The sequence below is a fragment of the Methyloceanibacter sp. genome (assembly GCF_051306395.1).
GTDB lineage: Bacteria > Pseudomonadota > Alphaproteobacteria > Rhizobiales > Methyloligellaceae > Methyloceanibacter.
Genome location: NZ_JBPPND010000109.1, coordinates 1 through 20,338 on the forward strand (window position 1 = coordinate 1; position 20,338 = coordinate 20,338).

The 20,338-nt window shown below is 65.1% G+C and carries 20 protein-coding genes; 11 read left to right on the forward strand and 9 right to left on the reverse strand.

Annotated features, from left to right (window positions below; all coding sequences use genetic code 11):
* From ACSLE4_RS05970 to pheT, 6 genes are all read left to right on the forward strand, one after another.
* Nucleotides 1–230 (forward strand): hypothetical protein (locus tag ACSLE4_RS05970; protein ID WP_435903564.1); only part of this gene is annotated, 230 nt, incomplete at its 5' end.
* Between the two features lie 151 nt (nt 231–381).
* Entirely contained in the window at nt 382–903 is a 522-nt protein-coding gene (infC, locus tag ACSLE4_RS05975; protein WP_435903565.1) for a translation initiation factor IF-3, read from the forward strand.
* A 157-nt stretch (nt 904–1,060) separates the two neighbouring features.
* Nucleotides 1,061–1,264 carry a 50S ribosomal protein L35 gene (gene rpmI / locus ACSLE4_RS05980; RefSeq protein WP_435903566.1) on the forward strand — a complete coding sequence of 68 codons (204 nt, stop codon included), beginning with the start codon at nt 1,061–1,063 and terminating at the stop codon, nt 1,262–1,264.
* Between the two features lie 34 nt (nt 1,265–1,298).
* Nucleotides 1,299–1,658, forward strand: a complete 360-nt coding sequence (gene rplT, locus ACSLE4_RS05985; RefSeq protein ID WP_435903567.1) for a 50S ribosomal protein L20 — start codon at nt 1,299–1,301, stop codon at nt 1,656–1,658.
* 31 nt (nt 1,659–1,689) lie between these two features.
* Entirely contained in the window at nt 1,690–2,778 is a 1,089-nt protein-coding gene (gene pheS / locus ACSLE4_RS05990; protein WP_435903568.1) for a phenylalanine--tRNA ligase subunit alpha, read from the forward strand.
* A gap of 2 nt (nt 2,779–2,780) precedes the next feature.
* On the forward strand, nt 2,781–5,195 hold the full coding sequence (gene pheT, locus ACSLE4_RS05995) for a phenylalanine--tRNA ligase subunit beta (RefSeq protein ID WP_435903569.1): 2,415 nt from the start codon (nt 2,781–2,783) through the stop codon (nt 5,193–5,195).
* 6 nt (nt 5,196–5,201) lie between these two features.
* On the opposite strand, the gene ACSLE4_RS06000 is transcribed toward pheT, so the two are convergent.
* Entirely contained in the window at nt 5,202–6,620 is a 1,419-nt protein-coding gene (locus tag ACSLE4_RS06000) for a CapA family protein (protein ID WP_435903570.1), read from the reverse strand.
* Nucleotides 6,621–6,633: 13 nt separating this feature from the next.
* Complete coding sequence (locus tag ACSLE4_RS06005; protein ID WP_435903571.1) at nt 6,634–8,304, reverse strand: GMC family oxidoreductase; 1,671 nt, start codon at nt 8,302–8,304, stop codon at nt 6,634–6,636.
* Nucleotides 8,305–8,458: 154 nt separating this feature from the next.
* Here ACSLE4_RS06005 and msrA point away from each other — a divergent pair, with 154 nt between their 5' ends.
* A complete protein-coding gene (msrA, locus tag ACSLE4_RS06010) occupies nt 8,459–9,061 on the forward strand; it encodes a peptide-methionine (S)-S-oxide reductase MsrA (RefSeq protein WP_435903572.1) in 603 nt (200 codons plus the stop codon).
* Between the two features lie 57 nt (nt 9,062–9,118).
* On the opposite strand, the gene ACSLE4_RS06015 is transcribed toward msrA, so the two are convergent.
* The 4 genes from ACSLE4_RS06015 to ACSLE4_RS06030 form a co-directional block, all read right to left on the reverse strand.
* Complete coding sequence (locus tag ACSLE4_RS06015; protein WP_435903573.1) at nt 9,119–9,343, reverse strand: hypothetical protein; 225 nt, start codon at nt 9,341–9,343, stop codon at nt 9,119–9,121.
* Nucleotides 9,344–9,500: 157 nt separating this feature from the next.
* Nucleotides 9,501–9,737: a hypothetical protein gene (locus tag ACSLE4_RS06020; RefSeq protein WP_435903574.1), complete on the reverse strand. Its 237-nt coding sequence runs from the start codon at nt 9,735–9,737 to the stop codon at nt 9,501–9,503.
* Between the two features lie 207 nt (nt 9,738–9,944).
* The gene (locus ACSLE4_RS06025; RefSeq protein WP_435903575.1) at nt 9,945–10,190 is read right to left on the reverse strand and encodes a hypothetical protein; all 246 of its coding nucleotides are present in this window, start codon (nt 10,188–10,190) and stop codon (nt 9,945–9,947) included.
* A gap of 173 nt (nt 10,191–10,363) precedes the next feature.
* On the reverse strand, nt 10,364–10,558 hold the full coding sequence (locus tag ACSLE4_RS06030) for a hypothetical protein (protein WP_435903576.1): 195 nt from the start codon (nt 10,556–10,558) through the stop codon (nt 10,364–10,366).
* Nucleotides 10,559–10,712: 154 nt separating this feature from the next.
* Here ACSLE4_RS06030 and lepA point away from each other — a divergent pair, with 154 nt between their 5' ends.
* The 3 genes from lepA to ACSLE4_RS06045 all read left to right on the forward strand — a co-directional run bounded on the left by lepA (nt 10,713) and on the right by ACSLE4_RS06045 (nt 15,541).
* Complete coding sequence (lepA, locus tag ACSLE4_RS06035; RefSeq protein ID WP_435903577.1) at nt 10,713–12,524, forward strand: translation elongation factor 4; 1,812 nt, start codon at nt 10,713–10,715, stop codon at nt 12,522–12,524.
* 411 nt (nt 12,525–12,935) lie between these two features.
* Nucleotides 12,936–14,081, forward strand: a complete 1,146-nt coding sequence (locus ACSLE4_RS06040) for a TAXI family TRAP transporter solute-binding subunit (RefSeq protein WP_435903578.1) — start codon at nt 12,936–12,938, stop codon at nt 14,079–14,081.
* Nucleotides 14,082–14,119: 38 nt separating this feature from the next.
* Nucleotides 14,120–15,541 (forward strand): SH3 domain-containing protein, encoded by a 1,422-nt coding sequence (locus tag ACSLE4_RS06045; RefSeq protein ID WP_435903579.1) that lies wholly within the window; start codon nt 14,120–14,122, stop codon nt 15,539–15,541.
* Here ACSLE4_RS06045 and ACSLE4_RS06050 read toward each other — a convergent pair.
* Nucleotides 15,538–16,128: an HdeD family acid-resistance protein gene (locus ACSLE4_RS06050; RefSeq protein WP_435903580.1), complete on the reverse strand. Its 591-nt coding sequence runs from the start codon at nt 16,126–16,128 to the stop codon at nt 15,538–15,540. The genes ACSLE4_RS06045 and ACSLE4_RS06050 overlap by 4 nt on opposite strands.
* Before the next feature lie 77 nt (nt 16,129–16,205).
* Between ACSLE4_RS06050 and ACSLE4_RS06055 the strand changes: the two genes are divergently transcribed.
* Nucleotides 16,206–17,498 carry an MFS transporter gene (locus ACSLE4_RS06055; protein ID WP_435903581.1) on the forward strand — a complete coding sequence of 431 codons (1,293 nt, stop codon included), beginning with the start codon at nt 16,206–16,208 and terminating at the stop codon, nt 17,496–17,498.
* Here the strand turns inward: ACSLE4_RS06055 and ACSLE4_RS06060 are convergent.
* Both ACSLE4_RS06060 and ACSLE4_RS06065 read right to left on the reverse strand, forming a co-directional pair.
* A complete protein-coding gene (locus ACSLE4_RS06060) occupies nt 17,470–18,345 on the reverse strand; it encodes a class I SAM-dependent methyltransferase (RefSeq protein WP_435903582.1) in 876 nt (291 codons plus the stop codon). The genes ACSLE4_RS06055 and ACSLE4_RS06060 overlap by 29 nt on opposite strands.
* Nucleotides 18,346–18,384: 39 nt before the next feature.
* Nucleotides 18,385–20,338, reverse strand: a 1,954-nt coding sequence (locus ACSLE4_RS06065) for an AI-2E family transporter (protein ID WP_435903583.1), incomplete at its 5' end; no start/stop codon positions are given.

A 20,338-nucleotide genomic window follows, 5' to 3' on the forward strand; every position in this document is an offset into this window, starting at 1 on the left:
TCGGCGCCGTTCTCTTCATAGTGGCGGGCGCGGCCGTGATCGTCTCCGTCGGCCGGTTGCCCCGCGCGAGCCAAGCCTACGAGCTGGCCCACATTGCTGCGTTCGTCATGATCCTCGCCTTCGCCTGGGGACTGTGGCAAAGCTGGCTGACGGCGTTGGCCGGACTTGCGGCGCTTTACGCGGCGATGGCAGTCAGCCTCACAAGGGCCGAAGACGCCACAGGGCGTTGAGGATCGGGGCTTGGCCCTTACGGCGCGACTTGTCAGGTTTAATCGCCATCTATAGAAGGTTTGATCTTGGAATTCGCTATTCCGCGCCCCGTGCCTCGCCGCGGCGAGGGCGCATCGTAACTAAGGAGATTGAAACATCGTAAGACGGCCCATGAAGCTTACCCCGAACAAGGGCGGCCCCCGTATCAACGAGGGCATCGACACTCCAAAAATCCAGCTCATTGACGCCACCGGCGAGAATGTCGGCGTGGTCGACATCGAAGACGCACGCGAGCGCGCCGTGGAGGCGGGCCTCGACCTGGTCGAGATCTCACCCAACTCCGAGCCGCCGGTCTGCAAGATCCTGGATTACGGCAAATACAAATATCAGGCGCAGAAGAAGGCCGCCGAGGCGCGCAAGAAGCAGCGCACCGTCGAGATCAAAGAGATCAAGATGCGGCCCAATATCGACACGCACGACTACGACGTGAAGATGCGCTCGATGAACCGGTTCTTCGAGGAAGGTGACAAGGTCAAGGTGACGTTGCGCTTCCGGGGCCGCGAGATGGCCCACCAGGACCTCGGCGTCCAGCTGCTCAACAAGGTGAAAGTCGACACCTCGGCGATCGCCAAAGTGGAATCGGAGCCGCGGCTGGAAGGGCGCCAGATGGTCATGATTCTGGCCCCACGTTAGGGCCTAGACGCTTGCCATAGAGGCCGAAATCCCTCTATAACCCGCCCTTCAAGGAGCCGCCCGGCAGGGCATGCCGTGGCGGCTCGCATGCTTTCCATCAGCAATTTCAAGAACGCCGGGCAGGCTTCAAGCCAGCACCGGCCCAAAAGGAAGCCAAATGCCCAAGCTCAAGACGAAGAGCGGTGCCAAGAAGCGATTCAAGATTACGGCCACCGGCAAGGTGAAATGCGCCGCTGCGGGTAAGCAGCACGGCATGATCAAGCGGACCAACAAGTTCATCCGGGATGCCCGGGGGACCATGGTCCTTGCCGACGAAGACGCCAAGGTCGTGAAGAAATACTTCCTCCCTTACGGCCGATAGGGCCTGGGGCGAGACCAGCTTAAGGAGCACTGCTATGTCCCGTGTGAAACGCGGCGTTACCGCCCATGCCCGGCACCGTAAAGTGCTGACCAAGGCCAAGGGTTATTACGGCCGCCGCAAAAATACCATTCGCGTCGCCAAGCAGGCGGTGGAGAAGGCCGGCCAATACGCCTATCGCGACCGCAAGGTGAAGAAGCGCACCTTCCGCAGCCTGTGGATCCAGCGCATCAACGCCGCCGCGCGCGCCAACGGCACGACCTATGGTCAGCTGATCGACGGCCTGAAGAAGGCCGGGATCGATCTCGACCGGAAAGTTCTGGCCGATATCGCCGTGCACGAGCCGCAAACTTTCCAGGGTCTGGTCGAGGCTGCCTCCGCTACCGCGCGGGCGTGAGCCCCGCGATCTGTGGCGAGGAGCCAAGATCATGAGCGCGCAAGAGCTCGACAGCCTCAAAGCAGAACTGCTTGAGGCGATCGCGCGCGCGTCCGATCTCGGCGCGCTCGAAGAGGTGCGTGTCGGAGCGCTCGGCAAGAAGGGCCGGGTGTCCGCCCTGATGCAGCGGCTCGGGTCGATGCCGCCCGAAGAGCGCCGGGACTTCGGCCAGGCCGTAAACACGGTGAAGACCGCCGTGGCCGAGGCGCTGGAAGCGCGGCACACCGATCTTTCCCGCGCCGCCACCGTGGCGAAGCTCGCCCATGAGCACGCCGATGTCACGCTGCCGGTGCGCGAGGGGCCCTTAAGCGAGGGCCGCATTCACCCGGTGAGCCAGGTCACCGACGAGATCACCGAGATCTTCGCCGATATGGGCTTCCGCATCGCGGAAGGCCCGGACATCGAGACCGACTTCAACAATTTCACCGCGCTGAACATTCCGCCCGAGCATCCGGCGCGGCAGGATCACGACACGTTCTATTTCGCCGAAGGCGCCGACGGTACGCGGCCCGTGCTGCGGACCCACACGAGCCCGGTGCAGATCCGCACCATGCTCGCCGACAAGCCGCCCTTGCGTGTCATCGCGCCCGGCCGTGTCTATCGCTGCGACTCCGATCAGACCCACACGCCGATGTTCCATCAGGTCGAAGGTCTCGTGATCGACGAGGAGACCCATCTCGGCCACCTGAAATGGGTGCTGGAGGAATTCTGCAAGGCGTTCTTCGAAGTGCCGGAAGTGAAAATGCGCTTTCGCGCGAGCCACTTCCCCTTCACCGAACCGTCCATGGAGGTCGATATCGGCTACGCCAAGGTCGGCGACGAGATCCGGATCGGCGAAGGCGATAAATGGCTTGAAATTTTGGGCTGCGGCATGGTGCATCCGAACGTGTTGAATGCCGTGGACCTCGATCCCAAGAAGTATCAGGGGTTTGCCTTCGGCATGGGGATCGACCGCATCGCCATGCTGAAATACGGCATGCCGGACTTGCGCGCGTTCTTCTCGGGCGACCTGCGCTGGTTGAAGCACTACGGCTTCGCGCCGCTCGCCGTTCCCACGCTCGCCGCGGGGCTGAGCCGCTAGCCATGAAATTCACCCTCTCATGGCTGAAGGAGCATCTCGACACGGACGCCACCGTGGAGGAGATTGCCGACACGCTAACCCGCATCGGGCTCGAGATCGAACAGGTGTTCGACCCCGCGGCCGCTCTAAGGGCCTTCCGCGTGGCGGAGGTGGTGAAGGCCGAGAGGCACCCTGACGCCGACAAGCTCCAGGTCCTGGAGGTCGATACCGGCAAGGAGCGCCTGCAAGTCGTGTGCGGAGCGCCGAATGCGCGCGCCGGGATGAAGGGCGTGTTCGCGCCGGTCGGCACCTACGTCCCCGGCCTCGACTTCACGCTGACCAAGGCCAAGATCCGCGGCGTCGAGTCGAACGGCATGATGGTTTCCGAGAGAGAGCTCGAGCTGTCCGACGAGCACACCGGCATCATCGAGCTTAGCCCGAAGGCAAAAGTCGGCAGCGCCGCGGCCAAGGCGCTCGGCCTCGACGATGCGGTGTTCGACATTGCGATCACGCCGAACCGGCCCGATTGCCTCGGTGTGCGCGGCGTGGCGCGCGACCTCGCCGCAGCAGGTCTCGGCAAACTGAAGAAGGACACGATCAAGCCGGTCAGAGGTACCTTCGACAATCCCGTTCCTATCAAGCTCGAATTCGCCAAGGAGACCAAGAACGCCTGCCCCGTTTTCGCCGGTCGTCTGGTCCGCGGCGTCAAGAACGGGCCGAGCCCCGAATGGCTGCGGCGCCGCCTGACAGCCATCGGCCTGCGCCCCATCAACGCCCTGGTCGACATCACCAACTACATCTCCTACGACCGTGCCCGGCCGCTCCACGTCTATGACGCGGACAAGCTTTCAGGCGCGATCCGCGCGCGGCTCGGCAAGGCGGGCGAGAAATTCCTCGCGCTCGACAACAAGACCTACGCGGTCGGCGAGGAAATGTGCGTCATCGCCGACGACGCCCGCGTGCTGGGCCTCGGCGGTGTGATCGGCGGCGAGGACACCGGCTGCACGGACGAGACCGCTAACGTCTTCATCGAGTCGGCCTATTTCGATCCGAAGCGCACCGCACGCACCGGGCGCACCTTGAACATCCAGTCGGACGCGCGCTTCCGCTTCGAGCGCGGCGTCGATCCGGAGTTCGTTGTCCCCGGACTTGAGCTGGCCACGCGTCTTATGCTTGACTTGTGCGGGGGGGAGCCCAGCGCGGTGACCGTCGCCGGCAGAACGCCCAGGCCCAACGCGCCCTTCAAGTTCGACATGACGCTGATCGGCCGCTTAAGCGGTCTCTCGCTGCCCCATCGCGACATCCGCCGCAAATTCCAGGCGCTCGGCGTCAAGCTCGATGGCGAGGCCAATGTGTTGAAGGCGGTGCCGCCATCGTGGCGCCCGGACATCGCCGCGCCCGTCGACCTCGTGGAGGAGGTGGTACGCCTGACCGGGGTCGACCAGATCCCCGCCACGCCGCTTGAGCGGCTCGCAGGCGTAGCTGCGCCCGTGCTCACCGAAACCCAGGGGCGGGTCAAGCTGGTGCGCCGGCTGCTTGCCGCGCGCGGGCTGGTCGAAGCGGTGACCTGGTCGTTCGTGCCGGTGGCAGAGGCGAAGCTATTCGGCGGAGGCCAGCCTGCGCTCACCCTCGACAACCCGATCTCCACGGAGCTCGCCCAGATGCGGCCGAGCCTGCTGCCCGGGCTCATCACCGCCGCCAAGCGAAACCGTGACCGGGATTTCTCGGACGGCGCTCTGTTCGAGCTCGGCCAGGCCTATCGCGGCCTTGCGCCGGAGGATCAATATCTCGCCGCCACGGGTGTGCGCTTCGGCAACGCGTCGCTGGAGGGCTCTGGCCGTCATTGGTCTGGCGAAGCGCCGGAAGCCGGTTGGGCGGCCGTCAAGGCCGACGCCATCGCAGCCCTTGCGGCCCTCGGGCTCAGCCAAGCCAACATCCAAGTGACCCGCGAGGCGCCCGCCTGGTTCCACCCGGGCCGCTCCGGCGCGCTGAAGCTTGGGCCCAAGGTGACGCTCGGCGTGTTCGGTGAACTGCATCCCGACACGCTCGCCGCCCTCGATGCCGAAGCGCCCATGGCCGCCTTCGAGCTCTATCTGGACAACCTCCCGTTGGCCAAGCGGAAGGGCACCGCCAAGGCCGCGCTCGATGCCTCCGATCTTCAAGCGGTGCGGCGCGACTTCGCCTTCCTGGTGGATGCCGGCGTGGCCGCGGGCGACGTGGTGCGCGCGGCGTCCGGTGCCGATCGGGCACTGATCTCGGAGGTGAACGTGTTCGACGTGTTCACCGGACAGGGCGTGGCGCAAGGCAAGAAGTCGCTCGCCATCGAGGTGACGCTTCAGCCGCGCGATAAGACGCTGACGGAAGCTGAGATCGACGCCGTCGCGGAGAAGGTGGTGGCGGCTGTCACGAAAGCCACCGGCGGCGAATTGCGCGGCTAGAGCCCGCTAGCGCCGGCCAAATCCTAAAAACGATGGTGTTTCGCGGCGCTTCTTCTGGCTAGCGCCATAGAACGGCTTGTCGGCGCAAGCCGATTGCAGGTGCCGCGCGAGCTTCGTGGGAATGGCAGGCGCCGGCCGGAAGCCTGCGCACAGCGCGCCGACCTTGCCGCCAAGACTTTCGGCTCCTTGCGAGCAATAAAGCCCCGAGCCGTCTTTGCGCGGCATGAAACGCACCCCTTGCGAAGTGGCGCCGTCGCCGAGCCGCGCGCCGAGATAGTTCAGCGCGAAGATGCGCTGCATGGACTGCTCAGGCGCGAAGCGTTCGGGCTTCATGTGCGTCCCCGTCAGCGGGATCGCCTCGATGGCGCCCACCTTCCAATCGCCTTCGAGCTTCGCCAGATGCACTTTCGCCATCAACCCGTAGTCGCGGCAAATGCCGAAGCGCTTCATCTCGGCGGTGCCGGGATGCAGGAAGTTGCCGAGGCCGTAGAAGATCAGCGAGTCCCCTGCGCGCTCCACGCCTTGAGCCACGTGCGGGTGATGACCCACGATCAGGTCGATGCCCCTCTCGCCGGCCGCATAGCCGCGCCAATCCCTCAATTGCCGTTGGTCCGGAACCACCCGGCCTTCAAGCCCGTAGTGAATGGAGAGGATGCGATAGTCGGCCGGAAGCTCGGCGAGCCGGTTCACCACCAACTGGAAATCCTTCTCGTTGCGGTAGCCCGCTTGCCCCGGCTTGTCCTGCCCGGCGCGATGCTCGGGGCGCTGGCCGGTGATAATGCCGATGGCGGCAAATCCCATTTTCATGTCGCCAGCCTCGAGACAGCCGGGCCGTGTCGCTTCCTCGAAATTGGCGCCGATGCCGGCATAGGCGATGGCGCGCTCCGCCGCCGCAATGGCCATGTGATAAAGCGTCTCCTCCGCGCCGTTCGCGCCGTAGTCCATCGCGTGATTGTTGGCGAGCGAGAACAGGTTGAAGCCGGTATCGATGAGCACCTTCAGCCCAGCGGGATGGCTCTTGAAGTTGTAGGGCGATGTCTGCCCCTTGCTGTCGGGGGTGAGATCGTTGCGGTCGGTGACGACCGTCTCGAGATTGACGAAGGCGAGGTCGCCGTCGACCTCGCGCGCCACGCCTGACAGCGACTCGGAGAAGCCCACCGCCTTGCCGTCTTTTTGGAAACCTTCGGGCCTGACCGGCTCGCCCTTGGGATTGAAGCCGGTATCGCCCACCAGTACGAGGGTCAGCCGGTCGGGCCCTTGAGCCTTCGTCGCCGCGTCGCCGATCGAGGCGGTGTATTCGGTGCTTGCGCAGGGCACGATACGGACCGCGCCCTCCAGAGCGCCGCCGCCGGCAACGAGCCCAATGACCGCCGCGGCGGCGCCCAGAGGCTTGATCGCACAGGACTTGAGCGGGCGGCTTGGCATGGTCAGCCAATCCTCATGTCATGGCACGTTTCATGGCCCGTTCGGCAGGCGCGCGAATCGCCTCGGTATCGAATCCCAGATGGCGGTCGCGGGCAAGGTGGACCATGGCGCGCTCGGCCAGCGCCGTGATGGTGAGCAGCGGGTTGCAGCCGATGGAGCGCGGGATCACCGCCCCGTCGCAGACATAGAGCCCCGCATGGGTCTCCCCGCCGCTTGGGCCGGCGAAAACTTGGCATTTGTGATCGACCACGCCTGAGCTCGCGTCCTCGCCCATGCCGCAGCCGCCGAGCGGATGCGCCGTGGCAGGCTTGGTGCCCATGTTCGTCGTGGCCAGCGGACTCTTGATGTAGCGCCCGCCGACCGCTTCGGCCGCCTTGGTCAGCGCCTCATCGACCCGCGTGTAGACGGGCTGGTCCGCCACATTGGGCCAGTTCACCTGGAGGCTGCCATTGGCCAGCGTGAGGCGGCCCCCTGCATTGTCATGGGAGACGACGAAGAAGGTGTGCAGGTGTGAGAGCGGCCCCTCGTACACGCCCTTGATCAAGCTTTGCGCCGCGCCAAGGATCCGTCCGCCCGATAGGAAGAACACCGGCAGGAGGGGGGCCAGGGCGGACGGCAGCACGCCTTCCTGGATGATCATGCTGCGGTCGAGATCGCCCGCGTCGGGCAGCTCGATCTGGCCGGCGACGCACGCACCCACCGTATCGCCGGTGAATTTCGCCGGCTCGCCGACGCCGACAGCGTTCACCCGTTCGCGGCCGCCCAAGGCAAAGGCGATGATGTCGCCGTTGGCGGAGAAGTGCTCTCCAAGCTTGTCGGAAAGCTTCAAGCCGCGCTCACGCGAGCGCAGTAGAATCTCGGTAGAGCCGAGCGTACCGGCCCCCAGCACCACGGACTTCGCATCGACGGATTGCGGGGCGCCGTTCTTGTCATCGGACGGCGCGAAGTGGACACGCCAGCCGCCGCTCAGCTTCTCCACGTGACTGACGGTGAGCGCGGTGAACATCTCCGCGCCATGGGCGTGGGCGTCGGGGAGATAGGTCATCGCCACGGTGTTCTTGGCGCCGACATTGCAGCCCGAGCAACAATCGCCGCAAAGCGTGCAGGCCGCTTGCGTGACGCCCGCGGGGTTGACCGTCTGCTCAAAGCTCACCACCACGGGCGCGGCGACGGGAGACTGGCCGAAGGCGGCGCTCGCCGTCTCGAGCGAACGGTATTTGGAAAGTGCCGGCGCGTCGCTATAGCGCGCCGGACGCAGCATGGCGCGCGCGCGCTCAAAACCGAGATCGAGCAGACCGTCGTGGTTGATGGCTTCCGGCCAAGCGCGATCGGCGAACACGCGCGCGTCGGGGCGCAGCGCCACGCCGGCGTTGATCAGCGAGCCGCCGCCGAGACCGCAGCCGACGAGCACATGGATGTCCGCGCCGAGCCGGAAATCGTAGAGCCCGGTGCGGGAGCCGGAGCGCATCTTCCCGCCGTTCAATTGCAGCTCGCGGCGCAGCTCCGGCAGGCGCGCGGGGAAGGCCCCGGTCGGCACCTCGCGGCCGCGCTCGATGACACAGACACGCTGGCCGGCCCGGGAGAGCCTGGAGGCTGCCACGCCGCCGCCATAGCCGGAGCCGACTACGACCACGTCGTAGGCGGGCTTCATGGCCTCTGGCGGCAAGGACAGGGTGGTTTGCATGGCCCCCTCAATAGCCCAGATCAGCGAGGCGCCCCAAGCGCTTATGCGCAAGGCGCACTATGCATCACTTCCAATCACGGTCACGCGAGACCATCTATGCGCGCACTGACCCGCTCCTTATCGTTGCAGGCAGACAACAATGTGGAGGCATCCCATGATTGCGCGATGGATTTGCGCCGGCCTGATGGCGGCCTTTCTCGCCGCGTCCGTGCTCGCGGGCGGTGCCTACAGCACCCACGCGGCCGAAACCAAGACGGCGATCTTCGCCGGGGGCTGCTTCTGGTGCGTCGAGGACGTCTTCGATCATGTCGACGGCGTCACCGAGACCGTCTCAGGCTATGCGGGCGGTAAGACGCCAAACCCGACCTATGGCAGCCACAAGGGCTATGTCGAGGCGCTCAAGGTGACCTACGACCCGTCAAAGGTCACCTACGCCAAGCTGCTCGAGCACTATTGGCACAATATCGACCCGTTCGACCCGTCCGGGCAGTTCTGCGACAAAGGTCCGGCCTATCGCACTGTCATCTTCGTGTCGGACGACGAAGAGAAGGAGCTGGCGGAGACCACGAAGCAGGAGATCGCCAAGCGCTTTAAGAAAGAAGTGGCGACCGAGATCCGTCCGGCGACCACCTTCTACGCGGCCGAGGACTATCACCAGGATTACCACAACCTCAATCCGGTGAGTTACAAGTTCTATAAATGGAATTGCGGTCGCGCCCAGCGCCTCGCCGAGATCTGGGGCGAGAAGAGCAGCTGACACGGAAAAGGGCCCTACGCTGACGCAAGGCCCCTTTCATTCAAGCGGCGACCCGGATCAAAGAACGATCCAGATGCCTTTGTCGTTGCGCTTCTTCCAGGCGCGGTGGTCGGACTTGCAGCCCTTCTTGTAGGCCTTGCGTGCGTTCTTGTTGTGCGGGTACATCGCGTCCGCGCGGGCGTCGCAGCGGGGTTTGGCTTCGGCGGGAACCGGCGCGGCGGCCGTCATTCCACCGGCGAGGATCAGGGACGCGGCGGCGGCCAGAAATACGTTCTTCAGCATGAAGTCTCTCCTGTCGAGGGTGCACGGCGAGTCGCCGCGCGCCAGCCATAAGGCCTAGCACGTTACGATCCAGTTGATTTTGGGTTGTTGCATTCGAGGCAAAAAGAAAGGGGCCGACGAGGCCCCCTTCTGAAAACTCACTTGACGTGCGCGGTGGCTAGTTCTTGTCCATCATCTTCATCTTGAGCTTGGCCAGCGGGCCTTCGTTGCCCATGGACGCCTTGTAGGCCTTCTTGCAGGACCGCTTGTATTTGGCGCGGTCGATGATGCTGTCCGGATACTTCATCTTCGCGGCGTCTTCGCACGTCATGGCCTGGGCCGTGACCGGCGCGGTGACCGTAGCGCCGGCGATGACGACGCAGGTGGCTGCGGCGAGGAACACTTTCTTAAGCATGAGATCTCTCCTGTGAGGATAGGCGCAATGTTCGGCGGCGCGATAAGGCCTTGCTTTGACGCCATCGGTCAATCGCCTTCGGGCCGCGAGTGAATCCACTACAGACAAAGGCTGCGGGGTTCAATCAATTCTCGTGCGGCAAAGAGAAAGGGAGCCCGAGGGGGACTCCCTTCTCAAAGTCATATCGAGCGAAGGCTCGGCGGCAGGCTAGCGGTCCTTGCGGAGCTTGAACTTGCCCATCATGCCCGTCTTGCCGCCATGCATCTTCCACGACTCTTTACAGGCCTTCTTGTACTCGCGACGCATCTTGCGGTCGTTCGGGTACTTTGCCTTCGCGGCGTCCTTGCAGCTCATCCCGGCCATCATGCCGGCCTGGGAGGGCGCCGGCGCTGTCATGGTGGCGCCGGCAAGGATCATGGTGGCCGCTGCGGCCAAAAGAACTGTCTTGGTCATATTCTACTCCTGGTTTTTGTTCGGGCCGACGCACGGGCTATGCCGCACCCGTCAGCCCAAGGAAAACGTCTCGGGCCGTCAAATGATCCGTTCTTCGAATGGATCGGCCCGAAAGACGGGAAAGGGGCCCACAAGAGCCCCCTTTCTAACAACTTTGATTGAAGTTCAGCCGCCTACTGGGTCGCCTTCCAGGCTTCCTTGCAGGCCTTCTTGTACTCGTGACGCATCTTGCGATCGTCCGGGTACTGCGCCTTCGCGGCATCCTTGCAGGTCATGCCGGCCATCATGCCGGCCTGAGCCGGGAGCGGAAGCGTCGTGGCCGTGACGAGACCTGCGGCGATCGTGGCGAGAAGCAGCTTCTTGAACATGTTGAAATCTCCAGTCGAGTGGGGGCACCTTCCTACCAGGACTCCTCTAGCCGTCGACAGCTGCAAAATTGCGGCAATCATTCCCATGGTTTCGCCTTTATTGTTGCATGCTCAAGCTTGACCCGTGGCCGGTTGCTACCCTACGTAGCCGCTCATGAGTCCGCCGACCCCTCTCTCCCACATCCGCAACTTTTCGATCGTTGCCCATATCGACCACGGCAAGTCGACGTTGGCGGACCGTCTGATCCAGCTCTGCGGCGGCCTCACGGCCCGGGAGATGAAGGAGCAGGTGCTCGACTCCATGGACATCGAGCGCGAGCGCGGCATCACCATCAAGGCCCAGACGGTCCGCCTCGACTACACGGCGAAGGACGGTCAGCTCTACCAACTGAACCTGATCGACACGCCGGGACACGTGGACTTCGCCTATGAGGTGAACCGCTCGTTGGCGGCGTGCGAAGGCTCACTGCTGGTGGTCGACGCCACTCAAGGAGTGGAGGCGCAGACCCTAGCCAATGTCTACCAGGCGCTCGACAACAACCACGAGGTCGTACCTGTCCTGAACAAGATCGACCTACCCGCCTCGGAGCCCGAGCGTGTGCGCGCCCAGATCGAGGAAGTGATCGGGCTCGACGCCCATGACGCGATCGAGATCTCGGCCAAAACGGGCAAGGGCGTGGAGGACGTGCTCGAGGCGATCGTGCAGCGCCTGCCACCGCCCCGGGGCGAAGCGGCCGCGCCGTTGAAGGCGCTCCTCGTGGACAGATGGTACGACGCCTATCTCGGAGTCGTCGTGCTGGTGCGCATCATAGACGGCACGCTCAGCAAAGGTCAGCGTATCCGCCTGATGCTGACCGGCGGCTCCTATCAGGTGGACCGGGTCGGCATCTTCCGCCCTAAGCAGGAGATGCGCGACCGGCTCGGTCCTGGGGAGATCGGTTTCTTTACCGCCTCCATCCGCCAAGTGGCCGACACGCGCGTGGGCGACACCATTACCGATGAGAAGCGGCCAACGGAAAAGGCTCTGTCCGGATTCCAGCCGGCGCAGCCGGTCGTGTTCTGCGGCCTGTTCCCGGTCGACTCCGGCGACTTCGAGGACCTGCGCGAGGCGGTCGGCAAGCTCCGGCTCAACGATGCGAGCTTCGAGTACGAGATGGAGACCTCGGCCGCGCTCGGCTTCGGTTTCCGCTGCGGCTTTCTCGGCCTGCTGCATCTCGAGATCATTCGTGAGCGCTTGGAGCGCGAGTTCAATATCGACCTCATCGCCACGGCGCCGTCGGTCATCTACCACGTCTATCTGACCGACGGCACGATGATCGAGCTGCACAACCCGGCCGACATGCCGGAAGCGCAGAAGATCGCCAAGATCGACGAGCCGTGGATCGAAGCCAGCATCCTCGTGCCGGACGAGCATCTCGGTGCCGTGTTGAAATTATGCGAGGACCGGCGGGGACGGCAGAAGACGCTCACCTATGCGGGCAACCGGGCCATGCTGGTCTACGCGCTGCCGCTGAACGAAGTGGTGTTCGATTTCTACGACCGGCTGAAGTCGGTGTCCCGCGGCTATGCCTCGTTCGACTATCACATCACCGGCTACGAGGAGGGCGATCTGGTGAAGATGGCGATCCTCGTGAACGACGAGCCTGTCGATGCGCTATCGGTGATCGTGAACCGCTCCCGGGCGGAAGCGCGCGGCCGGGCCATGGTCGAGAAGCTGAAGGATCTGATCCCGCGGCACATGTTCAAGATCCCGATCCAGGCGGCCATCGGCGGCAAGGTCATCGCGCGCGAGACCCTCAGTGCGCTCCGCAAGGACGTGACCGCCAAATGCTATGGCGGCGATATCACCCGCAAACGCAAGCTGCTCGAGAAGCAGAAGGCGGGCAAAAAGAAGATGCGGAGCTTCGGCAAGGTCGACATCCCGCAAGAGGCCTTCATCGCCGCGCTCAAGATGGACGCGGATTAAAACGTCCCCCTTCCGGAAACCAATTCGATCGTCCTGGCGTTAGGGATGCGGCGCGCCGCTCCCTGCGGCCCGCGCGTCACTGCTGCGCAAAGATCACGTAACGGAATACTACCGTTGGCGGGCAATTATTTCTGGTTAAAGCACCCTTAATGACTTGCCTTCATCTTGCCTTTTTCAAGTCCTCGTCGCCACATATGCGGCAATACATTGATTTTGTTATGTTTCGTTAACCTCTTTGCTTGACAGCGGCGAATCTATCACTTCCCATTGGGCCGCACTGGGATCGCAGCACGACGGGGAAATTCTCCCGCAAGCAAGAAGACATTGGCTGCACCAGGGTCGTCCCGTTCCGCGCTTCGAGCGGGCCGGCCCGCGTTCGGGGTGAGGCGCTAGTTCATAGAGGGGCCAGTGATGCGTTTCGCCCTCGTCATTGGAGTGTGCTTGTTGCCGCTCTTCGCGGCGGTGCCTGCCAGCGCCACAGAGCAAGCCAAAACGCAGGCGCCGGATCGTCCATCGGCGGAGAGCGTTCGCCAGACGTACCGCGCGCAGATCAACGACAACACCGTCACCATCATGGCCGGCGCGGCACACGGCAGCGATACGGAGATCGTGCAGGACATCGCCGCCGTGCTCGATGACGGCACGGCCTTGCGCGTCGTGCCGATGATCGGCAAAGGGCCGGCGCAAACGGTAAAGGACGTCCTGTTCATGCGCGGCGTCGACATGGGCATCACGCACGCAACCGTGCTCAGCCATTTCGCCAAGACAGGCGAGCTCGGACCGCTCCGCAGTCAGATCGCCTACGTCGCCAAGCTGTTCAACGAAGAGATGCATCTGCTAGCGCGCGCCGGGATCGAAGACGTGCAGGCGCTGGACGGCAAGGCCGTCAATTTCGGGCCGGAGGGCAGCGGCACCGAGATCACCGCACGACACGTGTTCGCGACACTCGGCGTGCATGTGAGCGAAGTGCATCTCGACGATGCCGACGCGATCGCCAAGCTCAAGTCCGGCGAAATCGACGCCACCATCGTCATCGGCGGCAAGCCGGCGCCGCTCTTAAGCCAAGTCGAACCCGACAGCGGGTTGAAGCTCATTAGCTTACCCTATGCCAAGGGGCTCGAGGACGAGACCTACCCCGCAACGCTGACCGATGAGGACTACCCGGCGCTGATCGAGGACGGTACGCGGATCGACACCGTGGCCGTGTGCGCGGTGCTGGTTTCGTTCAACTGGGACGACGACAGCGTTCGCTCGAAAAAGCTCGAGCGCTTCGTCGAACGCTTCTTCTCCAATTTCGATGCGTTCCTCGTGAGTCCACGCCATCCGAAATGGCAGCAGGTCAATTTCGCCGCGACGCTGGAAGGCTGGAAGCGTTCGCCCCTGGCGCAGAATTGGATCGATCGCGCCAAGACGGCGGTCGCCGCGGATGCGGGCGCGCGGGAGCAATTCGAGACATTCTTGGCGCAAGCCGACACGGACGTAACGCCTCGGTCGGACGAAGAACGCACCAAGTTGTTCCGCGCCTTTTTGGAATGGAGCAAGACGCAACAAAACTGACCGCTTCCCCCGTTTGGTATTGCGTGTAGGAGGGTGCCATGGTCCAGCCGGCTCTTAGATCGGTTCAAGTCCCGGAACAGCCGAAGCCAATTACTCTGGCGGAGCGGCTCGATGCGGAGTTTCCCGTCGGGGCAAAACTATCCGCCACAAAGCCCGAACACACCGTGTCGTCCATGGCGGAGCGCTTCGCCCCAGGGCCGTTGCGCGCCACCCGGCCGGTGCCAATACCAGCGCTCGCGGCGCACGCGGCGTTGGTGACGCCGCCGCAAGATCCGGGACTTTTCTCCACGCCGACCCGAGGGGTGGTCGCCGTGCTGACGGCGGTTGCTATCGCCCCGGCGGGGATCCTTGCCGGTCTTCTGTGGTTCGGGACGCTCCCACCCGATGCGAGCCCGAAGGCAGGCGCCGCCGCGCCGGCGCAGGCCCAACAGGCCGCGGTCGCGCCTTCGATCCCGGTGCTGATCTCAGAGCCGGAAATCGCGCTCACCGCGCCGGAAGAGATCCTGGCGAAAGCCGGCGAGACGATCGACTTCGCTATCGCCATCGATGGTGGCGAGGCTCTTCCCGCCCGCAGCGCAATCGCCATTCGCGATCTTCCCGAGGGCGCGTCTTTCTCGAAAGGGCGCCCCTTCGGCACCAGCGAATGGAACCTGCGCGCGGACGAGATCGCGGACCTCACCTTGCGTCTGCCCCAAGACGAAACAGGCGCGTCGGACCTGCGGGTCGAGCTCGTTGCGGCCGACGGCGCAGTGCTGGCCCGTACGGCGACCCGGCTTGATGTGGCTCCCCCGCCCACAGCCGGGCTCGTCGTACGGTCCGGTGAGGAGGACCGTATCGCGGATCTCATGGCCCACGGCCAGAAGATGATCGATGTCGGCTATTTCGCCGGCGCCCGCGCCTATTATCAACGCGCGGCGGAAGCAGGCAGCGGAGAGGCCGCGCTCGCGGTCGGCGCCACATACGACCCGGCCTTCGTCTCGGCGCTCCGCGCCCAGGGTATCAAGCCCGACCGGCAAGCGGCGGAGGCTTGGTATTCCCGGGCCGCGGCGCTCGGGGTCGCCGATCGCGAGGCGGGGCTCGCAGCCCTCAAGCAGGCGTGGACCGGAGACGGCGCGCGCGCCATCGAGGCGGCACTTTCAGGGCCGGAGGAAGCGGCCCCCGCACCCTTGGCACAGCCCCGGGCGGCGCAAGAACAAGACGCTGAGGACTCGGGCCCGCTCGGCCGGCTCGTGGCCGCGGCCAGCGAGCTTGCCGCGGGCGTCGAATGGGTCGAGGTCACGAACGCCGTGAATCTCCGGGCCGATTCGTCCGGCGACGGCAAAGTCCTGAAAGTCGTGCAGAAGGGCACGAAATTCCGCTCCACGGGACGGGACGGCAACTGGGTGCAAGTGAGCAACCCCGCCACGTCCGAGGAAGGCTGGATCTATACCCGGTTCCTCAAAGAGACCAACGCGCCCTAGCTAGCGTTCACCGCCGGCGCGGTGTGTACCTGCCAGGCCAGATAGGTGAGCGCCGCACCTTCGCACACGAGCAATATGCCGAGCATCAGCCCCAGCACCCAGTCGGAGCTGAGCGGCATGTTCGCCCACAGGATCAGCGCCAGCAGAATGCCGACAAGGCCGCTGCCCAGCACCCAGCCCCAATGGGGGAAGGGCCGGATGGTGAGCGCGAAGATCACCTTGGCGATGCCTTCCACCATGAAATAGACGATCAGCAGCACCGTCATGATCAGGAGCCCGCTATCGGGCGAGCTCAGCAGAATCACGCCGATCAGGATGGCGAGCACCGCCGAGATGAGCTGCAGCCAATAATGCGGCACGTTGCTCGCGCCGATCAGGCCGATGCCTTGCAGCACGCCGCTGGCGATTAGGATCCAGGCAAGTAGGAAGACGACGGTGACCGACGCGATGAACGGGTAGACCAGCGCCAGCACGCCCGCCACGACGAGCAACACGCCCTGGATCAGATACCAGAGCGAATATCGCTTCACCGTTTCGCGCATGGCCTCGCGAAGCGCCGCCGCGGCCTCATCCATCGAAATAGCCATGTCTCGAGCCCTCCTCTAGGTTGTCGGCCGAATCAGTTGCTCGGCCGCGCGCCAGCATACGCCAAGCCGGGGGGCCGATGGACCAAGACCAGACGAGAGACGGCCACTTGGCCGCGGCGATCCGCAAGGCGACGTGGCGGCTCATCCCTTTTCTCTGCCTCGCCTACACGGTCAATTTCCTCGACCGGGTGAATGTCGGCTTCGCCGCGCTGCACATGAACGAGGACCTCGGCTTCTCGCCCAGCGTGTACGGCTTCGGCGCCGGCATCTTCTTCCTCGGCTACATCGCCTTCGAGGTCCCGAGCAATCTCGCGCTGCATCGCTTCGGCGCGCGCATCTGGATCGCGCGCATCATGATATCCTGGGGGCTCGTCGCCTGCGCCATGGCGCTTGTGTGGAGCGAGACGAGCTTCTACGTGATGCGTTTCCTGCTCGGCGTCGCCGAGGCCGGCTTCTTCCCCGGCATTATTCTCTATCTGACGTACTGGTTCCCCGCGGCCGAGCGCGCGCGCATCGTGGCCGTGTTCATGGCCTCGGTACCGCTCGCCACCGTGTTCGGCGGGCCCGTGTCGGGCGCGCTCCTCAATATGCACGGCTTTTTCGGATTAGCGGGATGGCACTGGCTGTTTCTCATCGAAGGTCTGCCGGCCATCGTGCTCGGCGTGCTCGCGCTCAAGGTGCTCACCGACAAGCCGGCCGACGCGAAATGGCTCACGCCGGACGAGCGGCAGGCGCTGACCGAGCGCATGGAGGCGGAAGACGCCGTCGCCAAGGAAATCGGCTATAGCGAGATCGGCGCGGCGATGACGCGCCCGCGCGTTCTGGCGCTCGGGCTTTTGTGGTTCCTCATCGTGATCGGGCTGTACGGCATGGGCTTCTGGTTGCCGCAAGTCATCCAGAGCTACGGTCTCGACGACCTCAGCATCGGTTTCATCACCGCGATCCCCTACGTGTTCGCCGCCGTTTGCATGGTGCTGTGGGGACGCCGCTCGGACCGTATCGGCGAGCGGCGCTGGCACATCGCGCTGCCGCTCCTGGTCGCGTCTGCCGCCTTCGCGTGTTCCGCCTACACGGGGCCGCTCGTCCCCACCATGATCGCGCTGACCGTCGCCACGGTCGGCTTCTACGCCACCCTCGGACCGTTCTGGTCGCTGCCGACCGCCTTCCTCGCTGGAACGGGCGCCGCCGCGGGCCTCGCGCTCGTCAACTCGATCGGCAATATCGCGGGCTTCGCCGGCGCCTATATCGTCGGCATCTTGCGGGAAGCGACGGGCAGCTTCTCGGCGGCGCTGCTGTTCCTCGCCGTCGCCCTCGCGCTCGGCGGCCTCATGGCGCTGTGCTTCAAGGAGCCTGAGACCGCGCGCCGGTGACGATGTGGACGAACGCGTCCACACGTACGACCCCACCCTGTTGGTGCTGGGAGAAGCGGTCTGTCAGGGCCTGGCGCACGGACTCGAATGTTTCGGGTCCAGCATCGGCGAGCAACTCGCCGACGGAAAACGACGCCAGCGCGAAGTCCGCCGCCTCTACCGGCGGCAGCCCACCGCCGATCGGAAGCACCCCGTGCCAGTCGCGCACTTCGAGGTCGCCGAAACCCGCCCGGTCGAGCAGGGCGAGCAGCTTGTCCGCCCCGCCATAGCGGAACGGGCCAGGTGCGTCGGGATCGGGCGACGGCACGTCGATGAACGCGGCCGCCACCTCGCGGATGCTGCTCATCCATGGATTATCTGCTGCCGGGCCCCAGACCGCGAAGGCGAAGCGGCCGCCGGGCGCGAGCCAGCGCGTGAGCTTGGCGAAGGCCGCGGGCGGATCGTCATAGAACATGATGCCGAAGCGCGAGACGAGCCGGTCGTAAGGCACGTCCGGCACCGGCGCCGTCGAGACATCCGCACGCGTGAAGGCAATGGCGGGTTCATCGGAACGCATGCGGGCACGCGCCGTCTCGATCAGCGCGGCCGAGATGTCGTAGCCGTGCACGACGCTTCCCGCAGATGCTCGGCGTGATATCGCAAGTGTAGTCCCGCCGCCGCCGCAGCCGATATCGGCGATGCGGCACGGCGCATTGAGCCCGAGCGCCGCGATCAGCGGCTCGTCCACGGGCGCGAGCATCGCTTCCATGCCGGAAAGCTGATCGCGCCACTTCTCGCCACGGGCCGTGGCCCAATCGGAGGCGGCGGGCGTCTCGGTCATGGCCGCGACCTTAACGGAGAGTTGCATACTGTCCATGCGCGCATAGCCGCATGGCGCATTTGGACCCTAAGCTGGTGCCGTCTGAGGCTTGCGACCTTTGGGGGCCGGGCGCTTCGGCGGCGAGGTGACAGCGGGCGTGTTCTTGGCCTTCTCCCCAGACGCGGGCTTGGCGCCGGCCCTCGCCGGTTCAGGCTCATGCGATGCGGGCTCGAATTTGCCGGTGGCGGCCTGGACGCACACGTCAACCGCCTCCTGCAGCGTCGTGACATAGGCGTCGGCGCGGGTGCTCTCCAGGAATGCGCCGACCTGCTCCGCGTCCGCGCCGTGGCTCCAATAGGCCACGACGATAGCCACGCCCTCGGGCAGGATGCGCCTTAAGCGCCGCACTAGGTAGCGTATCTGCGCCGGGCCGCTGCCGATGCCCAGATATGAGAGACAGACAAGCTTCGCCCTGGTGGTGGAAAGCGCCGTGATGTGGCCGGGCGAGATGTCTTCCGGGGGCAGCGCCTCCGCGCCGATGCCGCGCTTGGCCACCACGGCGGCGAGCATGGCGCCGGCGGCCTCGTCGAGCAGCGAGCGCCCGCCGATGACGAGCACCGGCGTCTCCACCTCCCAGCCGGGGGCCATATCTCTCGGATCGACGACGAGCTCGTGGTCCTCCTCCTCGGCGTGTGCCTCGAGCGAGGCCAGTCCTTCCGGGTGCGCCTCGTTATGGTTCTTGTCCGTCATGTGGCGCAGCCGCGAGAACCAGCGGCGCGGATCGAAGTCGGCGAGGTTCTCCAGCATCTCGTTGACGGTCGCGGCGATCCGCCCGCACTGCTCCGGGTCGAGCGCGCCGCGCTCGGCGTCCTGCTGGGCGAGCTTCAGACCGCCGAGCGCGACCTGGCCGAGATAGGCCACGAGGCTCTGATCCTTGAGGCGGAGCTCGGCCAGGTAGGTGGCCTCCGCCGCGTCGCCGGTCAGCGCGCGCTGATAGAAGCTCTCTTCCAGTGAGAGTGCGGGCCGGTCGCTGAGCAGCACTTCGAAGAAGCGCAGGCCCTCCACGTGGCGGCCGAGGACGGCGAGGCACACGGTGATGGGCGTGGCGATGAGCAGGCCGAGCGGGCCCCACAGCCAGGTCCAGAAGATGGTGCAGCCGATCACAGCGACGGGCGTCACGCCGGTGCCACGGCCGAAGACTTGCGGCTCGATCACCTGGCCCATGGTCAGCTCGCCCACGACGAACAGACCCACGACCATGAGCACCATGGTCCAGCCGGGATCGATCGCGGCGGCGATGATCACCGGCACGGCGGCGGCGATATACGACCCGACATAGGGCACGAAGCGCATGAGCATGGCGAGGATGCCCCAGGCGACGGGGCTCGGCATGCCGATGGCCCAGAGCGCCAGGCCGATAAACACGCCATAGGCCGCGTTGATCAGAACTTGGCTCAAGAAGTAGCGCGAGAGCCTGGTCGCCGCGTCGCTCATGGTCGAGGTGGCGCGCTGAAGATCGGAGCCGCCGAACAGCCTGATCAGGCGGTCGCGCAGATCTTCTCGCTGAAGCAGGATGAACACCACGAACAGAAGCACGATGCCGGCGGTGACGAGCGGCGGTAGCAGGGTTCCGGCGATGGAGCGGTAGAGGGCGAGGCCGGTCGGCGCCGGCTCCTTGATCTCGACGGGGATTGGGTCGCGTTGCGGGCGTTCGGCGAGTTCGCCCACTTCCGGCGAATCCGGCTCGGCGTCAGGCGCGGGCTGGTCGAGCTGGGCCTGGAGATCCGAGAGGACGTCGCCAGCCTTCTCCAGCACCGTCGACTCCGAGGTGCCCTCGCGAAACGCGTCGATCTTTTGCGACAGCGTGTAGCGATAGCTCGGCAGCTCGGCCGCAAGATTGGTCGCCTCGCGTGAGATGAGCCAGCCAAGCCCTCCGATGATGGCGAAGGCCATCACCACCACGATGGCGACGGCGAGCACGCGCGGCACCTTGATGCGCCGGAGCAGGACGAGCGGCGGGGTCAGCACGAAGCTGAGGAGG